This is a genomic window from Euzebyella saccharophila (assembly GCF_014855495.1).
Classification (GTDB): domain Bacteria; phylum Bacteroidota; class Bacteroidia; order Flavobacteriales; family Flavobacteriaceae; genus Euzebyella; species Euzebyella saccharophila.
In genome coordinates this window covers 139,801-155,607 of sequence record NZ_JACYFJ010000001.1, presented here as the reverse complement: position 1 = coordinate 155,607, position 15,807 = coordinate 139,801, and the positions used below count along the sequence as shown (strand labels likewise).

The 15,807-nt window shown below is 38.3% G+C and carries 17 protein-coding genes; 8 read left to right on the top strand and 9 right to left on the bottom strand.

The features are described from left to right. Positions 1 to 8: 8 nt before the first annotated feature. The 6 genes from IL355_RS00655 to rimK all read left to right on the top strand — a co-directional run bounded on the left by IL355_RS00655 (position 9) and on the right by rimK (position 6,701). The gene (locus IL355_RS00655; protein WP_192460292.1) at positions 9 to 1,451 is read left to right on the top strand and encodes a type III PLP-dependent enzyme domain-containing protein; all 1,443 of its coding nucleotides are present in this window, start codon (positions 9 to 11) and stop codon (positions 1,449 to 1,451) included. A 54-nt stretch (positions 1,452 to 1,505) separates the two neighbouring features. Further along, positions 1,506 to 2,447 carry an agmatinase gene (gene speB / locus IL355_RS00650; protein ID WP_192460291.1) on the top strand — a complete coding sequence of 314 codons (942 nt, stop codon included), beginning with the start codon at positions 1,506 to 1,508 and terminating at the stop codon, positions 2,445 to 2,447. Continuing rightward, positions 2,434 to 3,411 carry a deoxyhypusine synthase family protein gene (locus IL355_RS00645; protein ID WP_192460290.1) on the top strand — a complete coding sequence of 326 codons (978 nt, stop codon included), beginning with the start codon at positions 2,434 to 2,436 and terminating at the stop codon, positions 3,409 to 3,411. Before speB ends, IL355_RS00645 begins: the two co-directional genes overlap by 14 nt. Continuing rightward, positions 3,408 to 3,740, top strand: coding sequence for a hypothetical protein (locus IL355_RS00640; RefSeq protein ID WP_192460289.1), 333 nt, complete (start codon positions 3,408 to 3,410; stop codon positions 3,738 to 3,740). The genes IL355_RS00645 and IL355_RS00640 overlap by 4 nt, the downstream gene beginning before the upstream one ends. A gap of 61 nt (positions 3,741 to 3,801) precedes the next feature. Further along, positions 3,802 to 5,334, top strand: coding sequence for a bifunctional GNAT family N-acetyltransferase/carbon-nitrogen hydrolase family protein (locus IL355_RS00635; protein WP_192460288.1), 1,533 nt, complete (start codon positions 3,802 to 3,804; stop codon positions 5,332 to 5,334). Further along, positions 5,331 to 6,701, top strand: a complete 1,371-nt coding sequence (gene rimK, locus IL355_RS00630; RefSeq protein WP_192460287.1) for a 30S ribosomal protein S6--L-glutamate ligase — start codon at positions 5,331 to 5,333, stop codon at positions 6,699 to 6,701. Before IL355_RS00635 ends, rimK begins: the two co-directional genes overlap by 4 nt. On the opposite strand, the gene IL355_RS00625 is transcribed toward rimK, so the two are convergent. Continuing rightward, the gene (locus tag IL355_RS00625) at positions 6,698 to 7,642 is read right to left on the bottom strand and encodes an NAD-dependent epimerase/dehydratase family protein (RefSeq protein WP_192460286.1); all 945 of its coding nucleotides are present in this window, start codon (positions 7,640 to 7,642) and stop codon (positions 6,698 to 6,700) included. The genes rimK and IL355_RS00625 overlap by 4 nt on opposite strands. 65 nt (positions 7,643 to 7,707) lie before the next feature. Here IL355_RS00625 and IL355_RS00620 point away from each other — a divergent pair, with 65 nt between their 5' ends. Then, positions 7,708 to 8,199 carry a hypothetical protein gene (locus tag IL355_RS00620; RefSeq protein ID WP_192460285.1) on the top strand — a complete coding sequence of 164 codons (492 nt, stop codon included), beginning with the start codon at positions 7,708 to 7,710 and terminating at the stop codon, positions 8,197 to 8,199. A 45-nt stretch (positions 8,200 to 8,244) separates the two neighbouring features. On the opposite strand, the gene IL355_RS00615 is transcribed toward IL355_RS00620, so the two are convergent. The 4 genes from IL355_RS00615 to IL355_RS00600 all read right to left on the bottom strand — a co-directional run bounded on the left by IL355_RS00615 (position 8,245) and on the right by IL355_RS00600 (position 12,678). After that, positions 8,245 to 8,952 (bottom strand): tetratricopeptide repeat protein, encoded by a 708-nt coding sequence (locus IL355_RS00615; protein ID WP_192460284.1) that lies wholly within the window; start codon positions 8,950 to 8,952, stop codon positions 8,245 to 8,247. A 161-nt stretch (positions 8,953 to 9,113) separates the two neighbouring features. Further along, positions 9,114 to 9,485, bottom strand: coding sequence for a hypothetical protein (locus IL355_RS00610; RefSeq protein ID WP_192460283.1), 372 nt, complete (start codon positions 9,483 to 9,485; stop codon positions 9,114 to 9,116). A gap of 117 nt (positions 9,486 to 9,602) precedes the next feature. After that, a complete protein-coding gene (locus IL355_RS00605; RefSeq protein WP_192460282.1) occupies positions 9,603 to 10,403 on the bottom strand; it encodes an NAD(P)H-binding protein in 801 nt (266 codons plus the stop codon). Further along, the gene (locus IL355_RS00600; RefSeq protein WP_192460281.1) at positions 10,396 to 12,678 is read right to left on the bottom strand and encodes a M28 family peptidase; all 2,283 of its coding nucleotides are present in this window, start codon (positions 12,676 to 12,678) and stop codon (positions 10,396 to 10,398) included. Before IL355_RS00600 ends, IL355_RS00605 begins: the two co-directional genes overlap by 8 nt. 206 nt (positions 12,679 to 12,884) lie before the next feature. Here IL355_RS00600 and IL355_RS00595 point away from each other — a divergent pair, with 206 nt between their 5' ends. After that, positions 12,885 to 13,355: a CBS domain-containing protein gene (locus tag IL355_RS00595; protein ID WP_187456226.1), complete on the top strand. Its 471-nt coding sequence runs from the start codon at positions 12,885 to 12,887 to the stop codon at positions 13,353 to 13,355. A 41-nt stretch (positions 13,356 to 13,396) separates the two neighbouring features. Here the strand turns inward: IL355_RS00595 and IL355_RS00590 are convergent, their stop codons facing one another. The 4 genes from IL355_RS00590 to IL355_RS00575 form a co-directional block, all read right to left on the bottom strand. After that, entirely contained in the window at positions 13,397 to 13,747 is a 351-nt protein-coding gene (locus IL355_RS00590; protein WP_192460280.1) for a hypothetical protein, read from the bottom strand. A 1-nt stretch (position 13,748) separates the two neighbouring features. Next, a complete protein-coding gene (locus IL355_RS00585; RefSeq protein WP_192460279.1) occupies positions 13,749 to 14,240 on the bottom strand; it encodes a DUF6265 family protein in 492 nt (163 codons plus the stop codon). Positions 14,241 to 14,301: 61 nt separating this feature from the next. Continuing rightward, entirely contained in the window at positions 14,302 to 14,874 is a 573-nt protein-coding gene (locus tag IL355_RS00580) for a pentapeptide repeat-containing protein (protein ID WP_192460278.1), read from the bottom strand. A 56-nt stretch (positions 14,875 to 14,930) separates the two neighbouring features. Next, complete coding sequence (locus tag IL355_RS00575) at positions 14,931 to 15,680, bottom strand: DeoR/GlpR family DNA-binding transcription regulator (RefSeq protein ID WP_192460277.1); 750 nt, start codon at positions 15,678 to 15,680, stop codon at positions 14,931 to 14,933. Between the last annotated feature and the right edge of the window lie 127 nt (positions 15,681 to 15,807).

Below are 15,807 nucleotides of genomic sequence, written 5' to 3'. Positions count from 1 at the left end.
ACATTTAAATGAACACTAAGTACATTGATCTTATTGATCAGACTTATTATTTTCCTCAAGAGGAATTTAATTTGGAAGGTGAATTTCTAAAGTTTCATGATATTCCCTTAAATGAACTGGTAGAGAAATATGGTAGCCCTTTAAAGTTTACTTACCTGCCAAAAATTTCACAAAATATAAACCTCGCTAAAAAGTGGTTTGCAACGGCCATTGAGAAACATCAATACAAGGGCAAATATCATTATTGTTATTGTACCAAAAGCTCTCATTTTAGCCATGTTTTGGGCGAAGTTTTAAATAACCAGGTCCATATTGAGACATCTTCGGCTTTTGATATTAATATCGTAGAGCAATTAAAGAAGGCCGGTAAGATTAAAAATGACACCTATGTTATTTGCAACGGTTTCAAAAGGGAACAGTACATTACCAATATAGGAAGTTTAATTAATGAAGGGCATCAGAACTGCATTCCTATCATTGATAATTACGAAGAAATTGATTTGCTTTCAGATGAAATAAATGGAGATTACCAAGTAGGTATTCGTATAGCTTCTGAAGAAGAACCAAAATTTGAGTTCTATACTTCCCGTTTGGGTATTGGTTATAAGAACATTGTCCCATTTTATGAAAACCAAATAAAAGATAATGATAAGGTTGAGCTCAAGATGCTTCACTTTTTCATCAATACAGGTATTAGGGACAATTCCTATTATTGGAACGAATTACTTAAGTGTCTTAAGGTTTATATTAGATTAAGAAAGATTTGTCCAAGTTTGGATAGCTTAAACATCGGAGGTGGTTTTCCTATAAAGAATTCTTTGGCCTTTGAGTATGACTATCAATATATGGTGGATGAAATTATCAATCAGATAAACATTGCCTGTATGGAGGCAGATGTTCCAGTTCCCAATATTTTTACCGAATTCGGAAGTTTTACCGTAGGTGAAAGTGGAGGCGCCATCTATGAAATATTATACCAAAAACAGCAGAACGATCGCGAAAAGTGGAACATGATAGATTCTTCTTTCATTACTACTTTGCCGGATACTTGGGCAATAAATAAACGCTTTATTCTTCTACCTATCAATAGGTGGAAGGACGAATATGAACGGGTATTATTAGGAGGGCTCACTTGTGATAGCGATGATTATTACAATAGTGAACAGAATATGAACGCCATTTACTTACCTAAATTTAGGAGGGACAAGCCCCTATATATTGGGTTTTTCAATACTGGGGCCTACCAAGAAACTATTGGAGGTTTTGGCGGTTTACAACATTGTTTGATTCCTCAGCCTAAACATATTTTAATTGATAGGGATGCTCAAGGTGAGCTAACCTATGAGTTGTTTAGTGAACAACAAACGGCAGAAGATCTTTTGTCCATTTTAGGTTATAATGGAATGAAAAAGATAGATGCAAAAAAGCAAAAAGAAGAAATTGACCAATAGGGTCATGTATTATCAAGTATAATTTTTCAAAACAAACTCTTTAATTTTACTAAAATGAGTGCAAAAAAGAATTACGCCGGTATTCCCGACGAATTCGCCCAACTAGAAACGGCCAAAGTAATTTTGATACCCGTGCCGTATGATGGAACCAGTACTTGGGGTAAAGGAGCCGATAAAGGTCCCCAAGCATTTTTGGAAGCTTCCGAAAACATGGAGCTTTATGATATTGAAACAGACACAGAGGTCTATGAACAAGGTGTCTACCTAAGTGAACCTATATCTGAAAAAAGTTCGCCGGAGGCTATGGTAAACGCCGTTCATAAAGTGACCAAGGATTACATTAAAAGAAACAAGTTTGTTACCCTTTTTGGAGGGGAGCATTCCATTTCTATAGGTTCTATTAGAGCATTCAATGAGTGTTTTGATAATTTAAGCGTGTTACATATTGATGCGCATGCAGATTTAAGGAAGACCTATGAGGGCACTAGTTGCAATCACGCCTGCGCGGTACATGAAGCCAGCCAGAACACTAACTTGGTGCAGGTAGGGATACGCTCCATGGATGCCATTGAGAAGACCTTCATGGACGAGGAAAAAACATTCTTTGCACATGACATGGTAAATGATGAATATTGGACGGATAAGGTTATTGATCTGTTGACGGACAATGTTTTCATTACGTTGGATCTAGATGCCTTTGACCCATCTATTTTACCGTCTACAGGTACACCGGAGCCAGGAGGCCTTTTTTGGTATGAAACTTTGGAGTTTCTTAAACAGGTTTTTGAGGAGAAAAACGTAGTTGGGTTTGATATCGTGGAACTATGCCCCAACACCAACGATAAAAGCTCAGATTTCTTAGCTGCAAAATTGTACTACAAGATGTTAAGCTATAAATTTATGGGACAGGCAGTAGATGACGATTATGACAATACCTATAATCTTGATTACAAAGGGGGCAACACCAATCTAAAATTTGAAGATGACGAAGACTAAAGGAGAAATATCCAAATTCATAGAAAAGTACTACTTACACTTTAATGCAGCTGCTTTGGTAGATGCGGCAAAGGGCTATGAAGACCAGTTGAACAAGGGCGCTAAAATGTTGGTTTCCTTGGCAGGAGCAATGAGTACTGCAGAGCTGGGTAAAATCTTCGCAGAGATGATACGCCAAGATAAGGTGCATATTGTTTCCTGTACCGGTGCTAATTTGGAGGAAGATATAATGAACTTGGTAGCCCATAGCCATTATAAAAGGGTGCCTAATTATAGGGATCTTACCCCTCAACAGGAATGGGACCTTTTGGAAAAAGGCCTTAATAGGGTTACGGATACCTGTATTCCCGAGGAAGAGGCTTTTCGCCGTTTGCAAGAGCATATCTTTAAAATTTGGAAAGATGCCGAGGAAAAGGGTGAACGCTACTTGCCGCATGAGTTTATGTACAAAATGTTACTTTCCGGGGTTTTGGAAGAGTACTATGAAATAGACCTTAAGGATTCTTGGATGTACGCTGCCGCAGAAAAAAATCTACCAATTGTCTGCCCAGGTTGGGAAGATAGTACCATGGGTAACATTTTTGCTTCTTACGTTTTAAAAGGGGAGTTAAAGGCCAGCACCATGAAGTCGGGAATTGAGTACATGACTTTTTTGGCTGACTGGTATACCGATAATTCCGAAAATGGTATTGGATTCTTTCAAATAGGGGGTGGTATTGCTGGAGATTTTCCTATTTGTGTGGTTCCCATGCTGTATCAGGATATGGAGCGTACAGACACTCCGTTTTGGAGCTATTTCTGCCAAATTAGTGATTCCACCACAAGTTATGGCTCGTATTCAGGAGCTGTACCCAATGAAAAAATTACGTGGGGCAAACTAGATATCGATACGCCCAAGTTTATCGTAGAAAGTGATGCCACCATTGTTGCACCTTTAATTTTTGCCTATCTTTTAGACCTATGAGCAATAAAAAAGACCATTCAAATCTAAAACGAGTAATCGTCGATTTTAAAAAACTTACCCCTGAAGTTTTAAAGCTTTTGGTGGAAAGGTACCCAGACGGTTACGATGACCGTAATATTATCTCTTTCCGTAATGCGCAAGGTGAACGTATTGAGGCAGTTGAGGTTTTAACTGAAGATACCAAGTATTTGGTGAAAATCAGTGCGAAGCTTGAATACACCATGGAAAACTATGACGAGGAAGATTATGAGGATTTTGACGATGATGATCCAGATGCCGTTGTAGAGCCAGACCCAGAAGCAATGGGCGACATGGAAGACGATGATTAGAAAACTTAGTGGAATTCTACCCAATTTATGATTGGGGAGAATTCCGCAACATCATCTACCTATGATATCTAAAGACATAGAAAACGTTGAGCTCAAGTATTTAGACCTAAAGGACTATCAGGAGCTAAAAACTACCATGAAGGAGGTATATAAGAATATGCCAGACTCCTTCTGGGCAGCAAAACAGATAAAATCTCTTATCAAGCTTTTTCCAGAAGGCCAAGTGGTAATTAAGGTCAATGGGCAGTTGGCCGGTTGTTCTTTGTCCATAATTGTCGATTATGACAATTTTGAGGACAACCATACATTTCAAGAAATAACGGGACAAGAAACATTTAGTACCCATACGGAGGATGGAGATATCCTCTACGGTATAGATGTATTCATCAAGCCTGAGTTTAGGGGCTTGCGCCTGGGTAGGAGGTTGTACGATTACAGAAAGGAACTTTGCGAAAAACTGAATCTAAAGGGAATTGCCTTTGGAGGAAGAATTCCCAATTATCATCAATACGCCAATACATTAACCCCTAAGCAGTACATAGATAAAGTTAGGAGAAAGGAAATTCATGATCCGGTCTTAAGTTTTCAGATAAACAATGATTTTCATCCGGCTAAAATTCTAAAAGGATATTTAGAGGGCGATAAGGCTTCCAAAGAGTTTGCCGTTTTAATGGAGTGGGATAATATCTATTATCAAAAACCCACGAAAAAAGCCGCTACCAAAAAGAAGGTAGTTAGGCTAGGGCTTATTCAATGGCAGATGCGTCCGTATAAAAGAATGGAAGAATTATTGGAGCAAGCAGAGTTTTTTATAGATTCTGTTTCTGGTTATCGGTCGGATTTTGCCTTGTTCCCAGAGTTTTTTAATGCTCCTTTGATGGCGGAAAATAATCATTTGTCAGAATCGGAGGCCATAAGGGAATTGGCAAAACATACAGAGACCATTGTTCAAAAATTTTCTGAGTTTTCTATATCCTATAACATCAATATTATTACGGGAAGCATGCCCGAAATGAAGGATAACCGCTTATTTAATGTAGGTTATCTATGTAAGAGGGATGGTTCCGTAGAACGATTTGAGAAAATTCACGTAACCCCGGACGAATCCAAGGTATGGGGAATGCAGGGCGGAACGCAATTAAAAACCTTTGATACGGATTGCGGTAAAATAGGGATTCTTATTTGCTATGATGTGGAATTTCCAGAGTTAAGCCGACTCCTTGCCGAGGAAGGAATGGACATTTTGTTTGTACCGTTTTTAACAGATACCCAAAACGGATTTAGTAGGGTAAGGCACTGTGCCCAGGCCCGTGCCATAGAGAATGAATGTTATGTAGCCATTGCCGGTAGCGTGGGCAACCTTCCAAAGGTGAACAATATGGATATACAATTTGCCCAAAGTATGGTATTTACTCCTTGTGATTTTTCTTTTCCTACTAATGGAATAAAGGCCGAAGCCACTCCTAATGCGGAAATGATCTTAATTGCCGATGTGGATATAGATTTGCTCCGCGAATTGAACCAGTTTGGTGCGGTGAGAAATTTGAAGGACAGAAGAACTGATATTTTTAAACTTACAAAAAAAGGAAATTGACAGATTTACAGATTATAGGAAGCGAAGAGTGGTGTATTTTTGAAAACTTGGGAATTCCGGCCATCAAGGCCAGGGTAGATTCCGGAGCAAAGACTTCATCAATTCAAGCAACCAATATTAAGGTTGTAAACAGAGGGGCGCAAGAATGGGTTAAGTTTGAAGTCAACCCGCTTCAAGAAAATAGAAGTATCACCATCCCCTGTGAAGCCAAACTGGTAGATAGGAGAATGGTAAAAAGCTCCTCTGGTATTTCAGAAGAACGATTGGTGGTACGCACCTTGGTTAAAATGGGTGAGCATAAATTTGATTTGGAGCTTACTTTGGCCAATAGGGATACCATGGAGTTCCGCATGTTACTTGGTAGGGAAGCGCTCATGGATCGTTTTATAGTGAACCCCGCAGAGAGTTTTCAGGTTCAGTCGTTTACGGATGATGAGGTCAACAAAAAATATGCGCCGTTTTACAAGGAAAAAACAGGTTTGAAAATCGGTCTTTTGGCCAGTAACCCCAACTTGTACAGTAATAAGCGAATTATGGAAGCAGCCGAAGCAAGAGGACACGAAATTGTCTTTTTAAATGCGGAGCTTGCCTATATGAAATTAGATGCCCATTCCCCAGAAATACGGTATAGGGGCGGTAATATTTTAAAGGAATATGATGCGGTTATTCCTAGGATCAAACCTGCTGTAACCTTTTACGGTTGTGCCTTGATCAGGCAATTCAATACTTTAGGCGTGTATTGCCAGAATTCTGCCGAAGCCATATCGCAATCACGGGATAAATTGTTTTCGTCTCAGTTGTTCGCTAAGAACGATATTCATATTCCCATTACCGGATTTGCCAAATCTCCAATGGATACCAAGGATTTGATTAAAATGGTGAACGGTGCGCCTTTGATTATAAAATTATTGGAAAGTACTCAAGGGAAAGGTGTGGTACTTGCGGAGACCAATAAGGCCGCAGAAAGCGTAATCAATGCTTTTAAAAGTGTAAACACCAATATTTTGGTTCAGGAATTTATAAAAGAAGCCAACGGACAAGATATTCGTTGCTTTGTGATAAATGGTAAGGTAGTAGCCTCCATGCAAAGACAGGCGGAAAAAGGAGAATTCAGGGCCAACATACACCAAGGAGGGAAGGCCTCCATTATAAAGATTACGCCAGAGGAACGTAAACTGGCCCAAAAAGCCGCCAAAGTGTTGAATTTGGCCGTGGCCGGTGTAGACATTATCCGTTCCAATAAGGGGCCATTATTATTAGAGGTAAATTCCTCCCCTGGTTTAGAGGGTATAGAAAATGCTACAGGCAAAGATTTGGCAAATGCCATGATTGTGGCAATTGAAAAAAAATTACGATTCCATAACTAAGATTTATCAAGATTGTCCAACATTTCCCGAGTGGTCTTTTTTAAATCAAAAGCTGGTTCCCAGCCCCAGTCTTTTCGGGCTTGGGAATCATCTATACTACTGGGCCAAGTATCTGCTATAGCCTGCCTAAAATCAGGATTATAACTCATTTCAAAATTGGGGATGTATTCTTGAATGCTTTTGGCAATTTCACTAGGTGTAAAACTCATTGCCGCAAGATTGTACGAGGAACGGATCTTTATTTTTCTCCCATCGGCCTGCATTAGCTCCAAGGTGGCCCTTATGGCATCGTCCATAAACATCATGGGGAGGGAAGTATCCTCTTTTAAAAAACAGGTATATGCGCTTTCGGCCAGTGCCTTATGGTAGATTTCAACGGCATAGTCCGTAGTACCTCCGCCGGGCATCGTTTTCCAACTTATAAGGCCAGGATACCTCAAACTTCTAACATCCACACCAAACTTATGATGATAGTAACTGCACCAACGCTCTCCGGATTGCTTACTGATGCCATAGACCGTTGTAGGTTCCATAATCGTACTTTGAGGTGTTTGGTTTTCTGGGGTGTTAGGGCCAAAGACAGCAATACTGGACGGCCAAAATATCTTGTCTATCTTTTTTTCTTTGGCCAGGTTGAGGACGTTGAACAAAGAATTCATGTTTAAGTTCCATGCCCGCATGGGAAACTTTTCCGCAGTGGCACTGAGCATGGCGGCCATTAGATAAACTTCACTTATTTCATAATAGGCAATAACCTCCTCAAGGGCATCGTAATCCGTGGCATCCAAAATTTCAAACGGGCCAGATTGCATTAGGCTTTCGCTACCTTCTCTAATATCGCTGGCAATAACTTTATCATTTCCGTATTGCTCGCGTAGGGTGAGGGTCAATTCCGTTCCTATTTGCCCGCAGGCACCAATAATAAGTATATATTTCTGCATTAAAAGGACGTTAAAACGTATATTCAAGCAAATATAACTGTTTGCAAAATTTGTACATTCGCTGCATGAGAAGATTGTTTTTCATTCCATTGGTCATCTTATTTGTATTTGCCTGTAAAAACAAAACAGAAATTGTTGAAAATACAGGGGAGGAGACGTATGAATTAAATGCTGAAAAATGGCCAAAAAAGCAGGTTGTAAATAGTTTGGCTATGGATGTTCTAAAGGATTGGGATGAGTTTCAATCTTTTGAGACCAATTTTGATGCTTTATATCGGGTGGAGAATAAGGATGATTTGGGTTTGACCATTGATGATCTTATTGAAAAGCAAAAAGTGTTGACGGCATCTACTTATCCTGAAGTATTTGATATTCCTCAAATAAAAAGTAGGCAAAAGGTTTTTCTAACCTATTTGCATAAAATAAAGGGAGATTTGCATTATAGGTTAAATCCTGATGAGTCAATTTTACAAATGTTCGAGGCCTACAATGCGTTTAGAAATCAGTTCAATGTTACCATGAACAATACTTTGGATACCAACCTCATTTTAGAATAAAAAAAGCCCCAAATTGGGGCTTTCTATTTTTTGAAGTTACTTTGACTATTCTTTCTTTTCAGCGGCTGCGGCTGGAGGATTTTTTCTTGCTTCCAACGCTTGCTTGCTCAAGCTTGCCAAATTAAAGTTGGGGTCCAAGGCCAAAGCTTGGTCAATTAACCCAATGGCACCGTCTATGTTTTCCTTATCCTTATTGTACTCGGTTAAAGCTTTGAGGTGCAAAAAGGCCGCTTTTAGAGGTACTTCATAGGGTTGTTGTCTTTCATAAAAAGCATATTTCATGTCTTCCTTGGCGTTGGCAATACCATAATCGATATTGGTTATGGCACCCGTATTATCTCCCGTCTGAATTTTTAAATCCGCTATCTCATAGGCTAAATAGGGGTTTTCATTTCTTTTGAATAGTTCTTCAAATTGTTCCAATGCCCTTTTAGGTTGGTTGAGGGCCTTTAAGGAGATGGCCTTTACTTGTACCGCCATGTCTGAGTCGGTGGTGTTTTTTTCAACACCAATCGTGTTAAGAGCTTGCATATGCTGGCCATTATTGGCATATACATAGGCCAAGGTATCTCTACGTTCCTTGGAAGGGGAAAGTACATTCAAATGGGTGAGTGCGTTGATAACTCCTGTGATATCTCCCTGCAACCTCATTTCTTTGTAGAAATCTTCATAGTGCTTTTGCAGTTCGCTCTTGGTTTGGGCTTCAGCTATAAATGTTAGGCCCAAAAACATCAAAAAGAGTATTTTTTTCATGTAAATGTGTTTAGTGATTGTAAAATCTAATTTGTTGGTGGGCAAAAGTACTAATAATCTGTCTATTGAGCTGTTAATTGTAAGCCGATAGAAAGGTGGTACGAACAAAAAAAGGGATACCTCTAAGATATCCCGTCTAATTTGAACTTTAAATGTAGCTTCTAATAAGCCAACTCTTTTTTATTGCTCGTATAGTTTTGAAGCAGAGAGGAATAAAACGCCATGCTTTTGGCATCTTTATCCAAACAAGATTTTAAAAAATCATAAAGATTTCTGAACCATAGATTGGTATGCAACGTTGGTAAATGAAGATTTACTTTTTTAGGGTCATAATCTGCATCGTCCATTACAATAGCCAATTTGACTCTTCTTCTGTGGTAATCTATGGATACATCGGCAGCATTGTAATGCTTTCTAAGTAAATCCTTATGTAAACTTTCTAATTTTTGGGGAACTTTTTGCTTTGGTACTTCTTGGGCGAGAAGGTGATTCATTTCTTCTAAAATTCGCCCATGTAAAATTGAATTTTCCATGGCAAATAGTTTTTATTTCTATTTCAAAAGTAACCCTTAAATGATGAATGGAATCTTGATTTAACAAGTTTTCAATCATTTTGTTGTGAAGTGTCACAAATGTGTTGTGAAACTCAACTATAACGTTGTAGTAAACCTGAAGCCTTTAACAGAAATAAGGTTCTTAGAACGAACCGTTTTTCCTTTTTTAGCGTTACTTTGTTCATAATCAATTGGTTGAATGGACCTTTTCTTTGCTTCGGTATTATAATACTCACTTTTTGAAGGATGATATGGAAAAACACCATTGAGGGTTTCGTTCCACCAATCATTGAGAATTACTTCCTCAATAATTTTAATACAATCGTTTAGATGTATAAGGTTGATTGGGTAGTGACCGTTTTTCAAGTTCTTTCTTCCCGAGAGCATGGTAACAGGATGTCTGTCAGGTCCAATAAGTCCGCCAAATCTTATTATTGTGGTTTCAAAATTCTTGACATCTTTAAAAATCTTTTCTGCTTCTGTTAATTGTTTTCCAGATTCAGTTGAGGGGTTGGGCGGGGTATCTTCGTCCACTTCACCATGAATATCTCCGTAAACAGATGTACTACTAACAAACACTATTTTCTCTACTGATGAGATGAGTAAAGCTCTGTAAACGAGCTGCATCTTTTTTACATAATTTTCGCCGTTACCACTTCGCAACCTTGGAGGTATATTAATGATTAAAATATTTACATTGGCCAAAAATTCATGGATGTTACCTTTAATATCCGTTTCGCTCAAAACTAATAAAGCGGGTTCAATTCCCAGTTTTTTCATCTGCAAAACCTTTTCTTCAGAGGTAGTACTACCCTTTACTGAAAATTGTTTTGAAAGTAAGGCTTTTGCTAGAGGAAGACCCAACCAGCCACAACCCATTACAGCGATTTTAGTCATATAGAAATGTATTTAAGGTTAGTACAGCATCATTTAATACAAAAGGCATGGGCATGTTATTTTCGGGTCTTTTTTTGATATTCAATTTCGGGTTTTCCAACAGGTCATTGCTTGCCTCTAGTATGGTAAGCTGGAGTTTTTCATTTTCGGGATAAACCAGTTCTATTTCAGTATAATCACCTGGTGAATAAAAATGGGTAAGCAATTTACCGGAAGCCCTATCTAACAAGTCATAAGGTGAAATAGGTAGCCCATTAATTTTCGCCTTCGTTAAAGGGATGATATTGGTATACACCTCAATTCTGTTTATAGGGCGATTGGGAGCAATGCAAAGGGTAAGATGTCTATTTCCATTGATTATAGAATCCAAGGAGGTCTCAACAAAAGGTGACTTCACCGAAATAGTAGGAGCATTGGAGTAATGCCTCAAAAGAGTGTTGTATTTACTACTTATGATATTCGTAATGGGAGATGTTTCCAGTTCCTTTCCTTTAAAATAACTTTCGTTCCAATCACTTAAAACTGCATCATAACTGGCCCAGTACGATTTATTGGCATTATCATCCTGAATAAAAACCAAACTGTTCGGAAATCTGTTTTCAGTTGTATATTCGGTTTGAATGTGGGCGTATACCATACCGGCAATAGAAAAAACGAAAAACACCTGAGCCCATGATTTAGGAAATCCAATTCTGGAAAATATGGGTAGAATAAGTACAAACGTGAGGGATAGTAATAGAGCGGAAGCCACTAACATTTTTAGGCCTAAACCTATAGCGAATCCACTTATAAAAGGAGAATACAGCCAAATTGCAGGCAAAGATAAAAAGAGTAAGGGCCAAATACTTGGCTCTTTTTGATTTACGCAAACGAACCACATAGCCAAAAGCGCGTAAACAGGAATTACAAAAAAGCTGGCCCCAGGCAGGTAGTTTGCGATAGCTACGCAGATAAGTATCCACAAAAATAGAGGGGCAACAATTAAATTGGCTATGGATATTTTTTTAAAACGATTATAAGTGAAAATGCATGTAGCTATGGCAAAAAAAACCACACTCCAAATGTAGGCATGTCCGTTATAGGTAAAGCCGTGCAGTATATTTTCGTAACTAGGATAAATGGTCTTCAAAAAAGGCCAGACGGCGTACGCAACGATCCCATTTAGTATGAGTACAATGAACAATGGTAAAAAACCTTGAAGGATACCTTTAAGAGCGATTGTCCCTTTTTTGATGCCTCTGGCTAATATTAGAACGAAAAAAACCAACGCAATAACAAGTATGGGCCAAATCCAATCGAAGGGATAAGAGACCACTTCAAAGAAGGGAATATTAAAATAGACATAATCCGTTAGACTTTTGAGTTGGGTGATATCCGCTTCGCTAAAATGTTCTAGCAAAGGCATCAAATAGCTCCCTTGATGGGCCAAACTTTTATGGTCTAGCCTTTCATAAGAGTCCTGTGCCGTATGATAATCAAAATGGTCATCTATGAAGGCGAAGTTAAATCCGTCAATATCCCTATTTTCCCTAAATACGGTTAAATCCGTATCATTCGGGAGCATTTTATAAATGCTATAGTATAAAGAATTGGCTACAGGATACTTGGGGTTTGCTTTGATGAATTCCTGTAGTAGGTTTTTATTTCCTCGGTTCGTTTCAATAAAGGCATAACTTGGCCCACCACTGCCACGGGCTTCAAAATTTAGTGCCAGACCAATTTGTTTTGCCCAAGGATGTTCATCCACAAATAGAGAGGCTCCGTTTAATCCTAATTCTTCGGCATCCGTAAAAAGAACGATGATATCATTCCTAGGTGTTGTGTTCTTTGACAGAAAAGCTCTAATTCCTTCTAATATAGTGGCTACTCCACTTGCTGCATCACTGGCCCCTAAAGAGGAGTGTGGGTTGCTATCATAATGGGAAAGTAACAGGAGCGCTTTGCCTTTTTCCCTGCCTTTAATTTTGGCCATTATGTTCGTTGCCTTGGTAAGGTTACGACCTTTTCCCAAGGAATAACCACTTTGAACTTCAGGAGAAAGTCCTAAGCTTCTTAATTCTTCCACTAGGTATTTTTGAACATCTTTATGAGCTGGAAAACCTGTGGCGTGAGGTTTTTTAGACATCTGCTTTACGTTCTCCAAGGCATTTTTTAACGAGAACACGTTTTCTGGCGTTTTGTCTTCCAGCTCGATTGATGGAGTGGAGACATAGAATCCAATGAAAATAGCGGCGGTCAGGAAAATTAGAACTAAATATGATGGAAATCTATGCATAAGTCATAAGCTTATTTAAAGGTACTAAAATGTGAAATAGCAGATGGTTTTAACAGGGGTTGTAAATTTGAAGAATGTTATGATTGTTTTCAATTTATTGCGTATTTGGTAATTAATTAGCTGAAATATAGGTGAATGTATTTAAATTTTGCTTATATTTAGTAATTAACCACCTGCCATTTGCGCAGAAATAAAACCAAATCGTTATGGGAATAAAGAGTTTCATGGGCCCAAGGGCCAAGACAGTTTCAAAGAAAGAGTACGATGCCCCCATATTGGTATCTGATTACATGACCCAAAATCTGGTTACCTTCACCACCGATCAATCCATTTTGGAGGTAATGGAACAATTTACCAAACATAATATTTCCGGAGGGCCCGTACTAGATGATAATGGGTTTTTAGTGGGAATTATATCAGAGGCAGATTGTATGAAACAAATTTCCGAAAGTAGGTATTTTAATCAGCCTATTTTGGACAAGAGCGTTGAAAAGTTTATGACCAAAGAGGTGGAGACTATTCCCCATGATATATCCATTTTTGATGCTGCCGGCATTTTTGATAGGCATAATAGACGTAGGCTCCCGGTAATGAGAGATGGACTTCTCGTTGGTCAAATAAGCAGGAAGGATATTGTAGTTGCTGCCTTGAAATTAAATGGGCAGAATTGGAAATAAATCTATTTAACAAATAATGAAGGCGCCATGAGCGCCTTTTTTTATTCCCTTTTTACAATCATATAAAAATCATTGTCAAGAGGAAGATAGCCTAGGTCGTAGACAAAATAGTAAACAGTCCCTTTTTTAGTTGTGTAGAGGTTGGTAAAGTGTTCAAAGTCAAAACCTTTATCAATTAGTTTTGATTTGGGTGTAGTGGTTTTTCCCTCTTTAAGGGGGAAACTATCTAAAATCCGATAATTCTTGCGAAGCCGGTTATTAACGTTTCTAATGAGATTGTTACTGTCCTTGTTCAGTTTGTTGTGATAGGCATTGCGACAATAATCTGAACAAAACTTCTTGTCTGTTCTTCCCATGAGCTCCCTTCCGCATTCTTCGCACTTTTTCTTCAACCTACAAACGTTTAAAATTAAAAGTTATCTCCTCCGGCTTATCCTTCTCACCATCAATAAGTGCATAAATTACAACCTCATTTGCACCCACACGCTCAAAAGTGAAACCATCAAAAAAGACTTTGTCCTTCTCCACCTTTATGAGCTTGAACTGCCTAACCTCCTCTTTTTCTTCCCATGCGGTCATATCAGCATTAAAGTGCTTCAGCTCATAAATTAAGGAGCCGTTCAATTCTCTAATGTGACCCAACTCATAAAAACTTACTTCGCCATTAACCACAAGTTTAAATGAGAACATCATGGAGCCACCAAGGGGCGGAGCCCATATTTCCTCCGTTATTCCACCAAAGGCCTCACCTCTCCAGTGCCCTTCCATAAAGGAAACGGCTTCAATAGTGGCTTTTGGAGGGGTGCTACTTACTGGGCGTGATATAATGTTTTGTGAAAAAACTTGCAGCGTAAGGAAAAGAATAGGAACTATAATAGACCGCATAAAGGCATCTTTACGCACAAGATACAAATTATGATGCACATGTAGCCAATGAAAAGTAATGCTAAGGTATTTTGATTTTGTATTTACCAAGAAGGCCTAAAAGCCCCTCTTTGGAAAAAGTAGCATTCATAATTGAGTTTTTTTCTGGGTCAATTTGGAAGTTAAATGCTGTGGTAAAAAAGGACCCTTCTAAATTGGTTTGATCAAAAATGGCCCCTTTCAAATCACATTCATTAAAATCACTTCCTTTTAAATTGGCTTGGCTGAAATCAACTTGGGTTAGAAGGCATGAATTAAATACTTGTTTTCGTAACTCGAGGTTATAAAAGGATGAGAGATGTAGGTTGCAGTCTTCAAAGGCAAAGTCCATTAGAAAGGTATTACAAGTTTCAAAATGCAAACCAATCATTTTGCAATTAACGAAATTAGCCTCTTTAAAGGTAGTATTGGTAATATTGGCATTGCTTAGGTTGCATTCATTAAAGGTACATTCCATAAAATTTTGGTTGTCCAAAAATCCCTTTTCAAAATTGCAACTTTCAAAAACACAGTTTTCGTACTCCCCTTTTACCAATTTTTCTTTTGTGAAGTCTTTTCCTTTAAAGGTTTTGTCTGTGATAAAGGGTGCATGCATACGATGATTTTAGTGTTTAAACAATTCCAAAAATATCTGGTAATGCTAATTAAAATTTATAGCAATGTAATGTTCTTTTCTCTAAAGTCCTCCAGTTTACTATCACTTGGAGAAAGTTCGGTAATCATTATGGAGATTTCCTGCAAGTCACAAGTTTTATATCTGTTTTGCGAGTTTAACTTCTCAGAGATGGTAAGTAGTACTGCCTTTTTGGAAGATTGTACAATAGCTTTCTTTACTTGAACACTTTCCCAGTCAAATTCCGTAAGTCCATAATTTGCATCTGCATATCCTGTACCAAGAAAGCTATAGTCTACCCTTATTTTGGAGAGGTTGTGTATGGCGTTGGCGCCGGAGGCAATTAGAGATTCTTTAGATAGCGTCCCACCTATTATTATCACTTCTACCTTTGGTTTTTTTGCCAATTCCAGAGCAATTGGTAAACTCATGGTAAAGCAGGTAAGGCTTAAATTGCTAGGTATTTTTTTTGCAAATTCTAAACAAGTAGTTCCTCCATGCACAATTATGACGTTTCCACTTTTTAATAGTTGCACCGCTTTATCTGCAATTTTGGATTTTTTTTCCAAGGCGTATACCCTTTGTTGTGGTATACCTTCGTTGGTGTAACCTAAGGAGATGGCTCCACCGTGAACTTTTTTCAATTTTCTTTCAGAATCCAATTGAATAACATCCCTTCTTATAGTATCTACAGAAACATTAAGTACATCGGCTATATCGGTTAATAAAACTCTATTATGAAGTGCTACTTCATTAAGTATGACTTGTTGTCGTTCTTGTTTGAGCATGGTTTAGGTTTGGTTGACTTTCTCCCTGCAATGCGAAATATATAACTTTTACTGCAGGCTTTTCCGTATGTGGATACGAAAATTATACAATTTTCGAGTTTTTGCAAAAAAAGATTGCAAAATACAG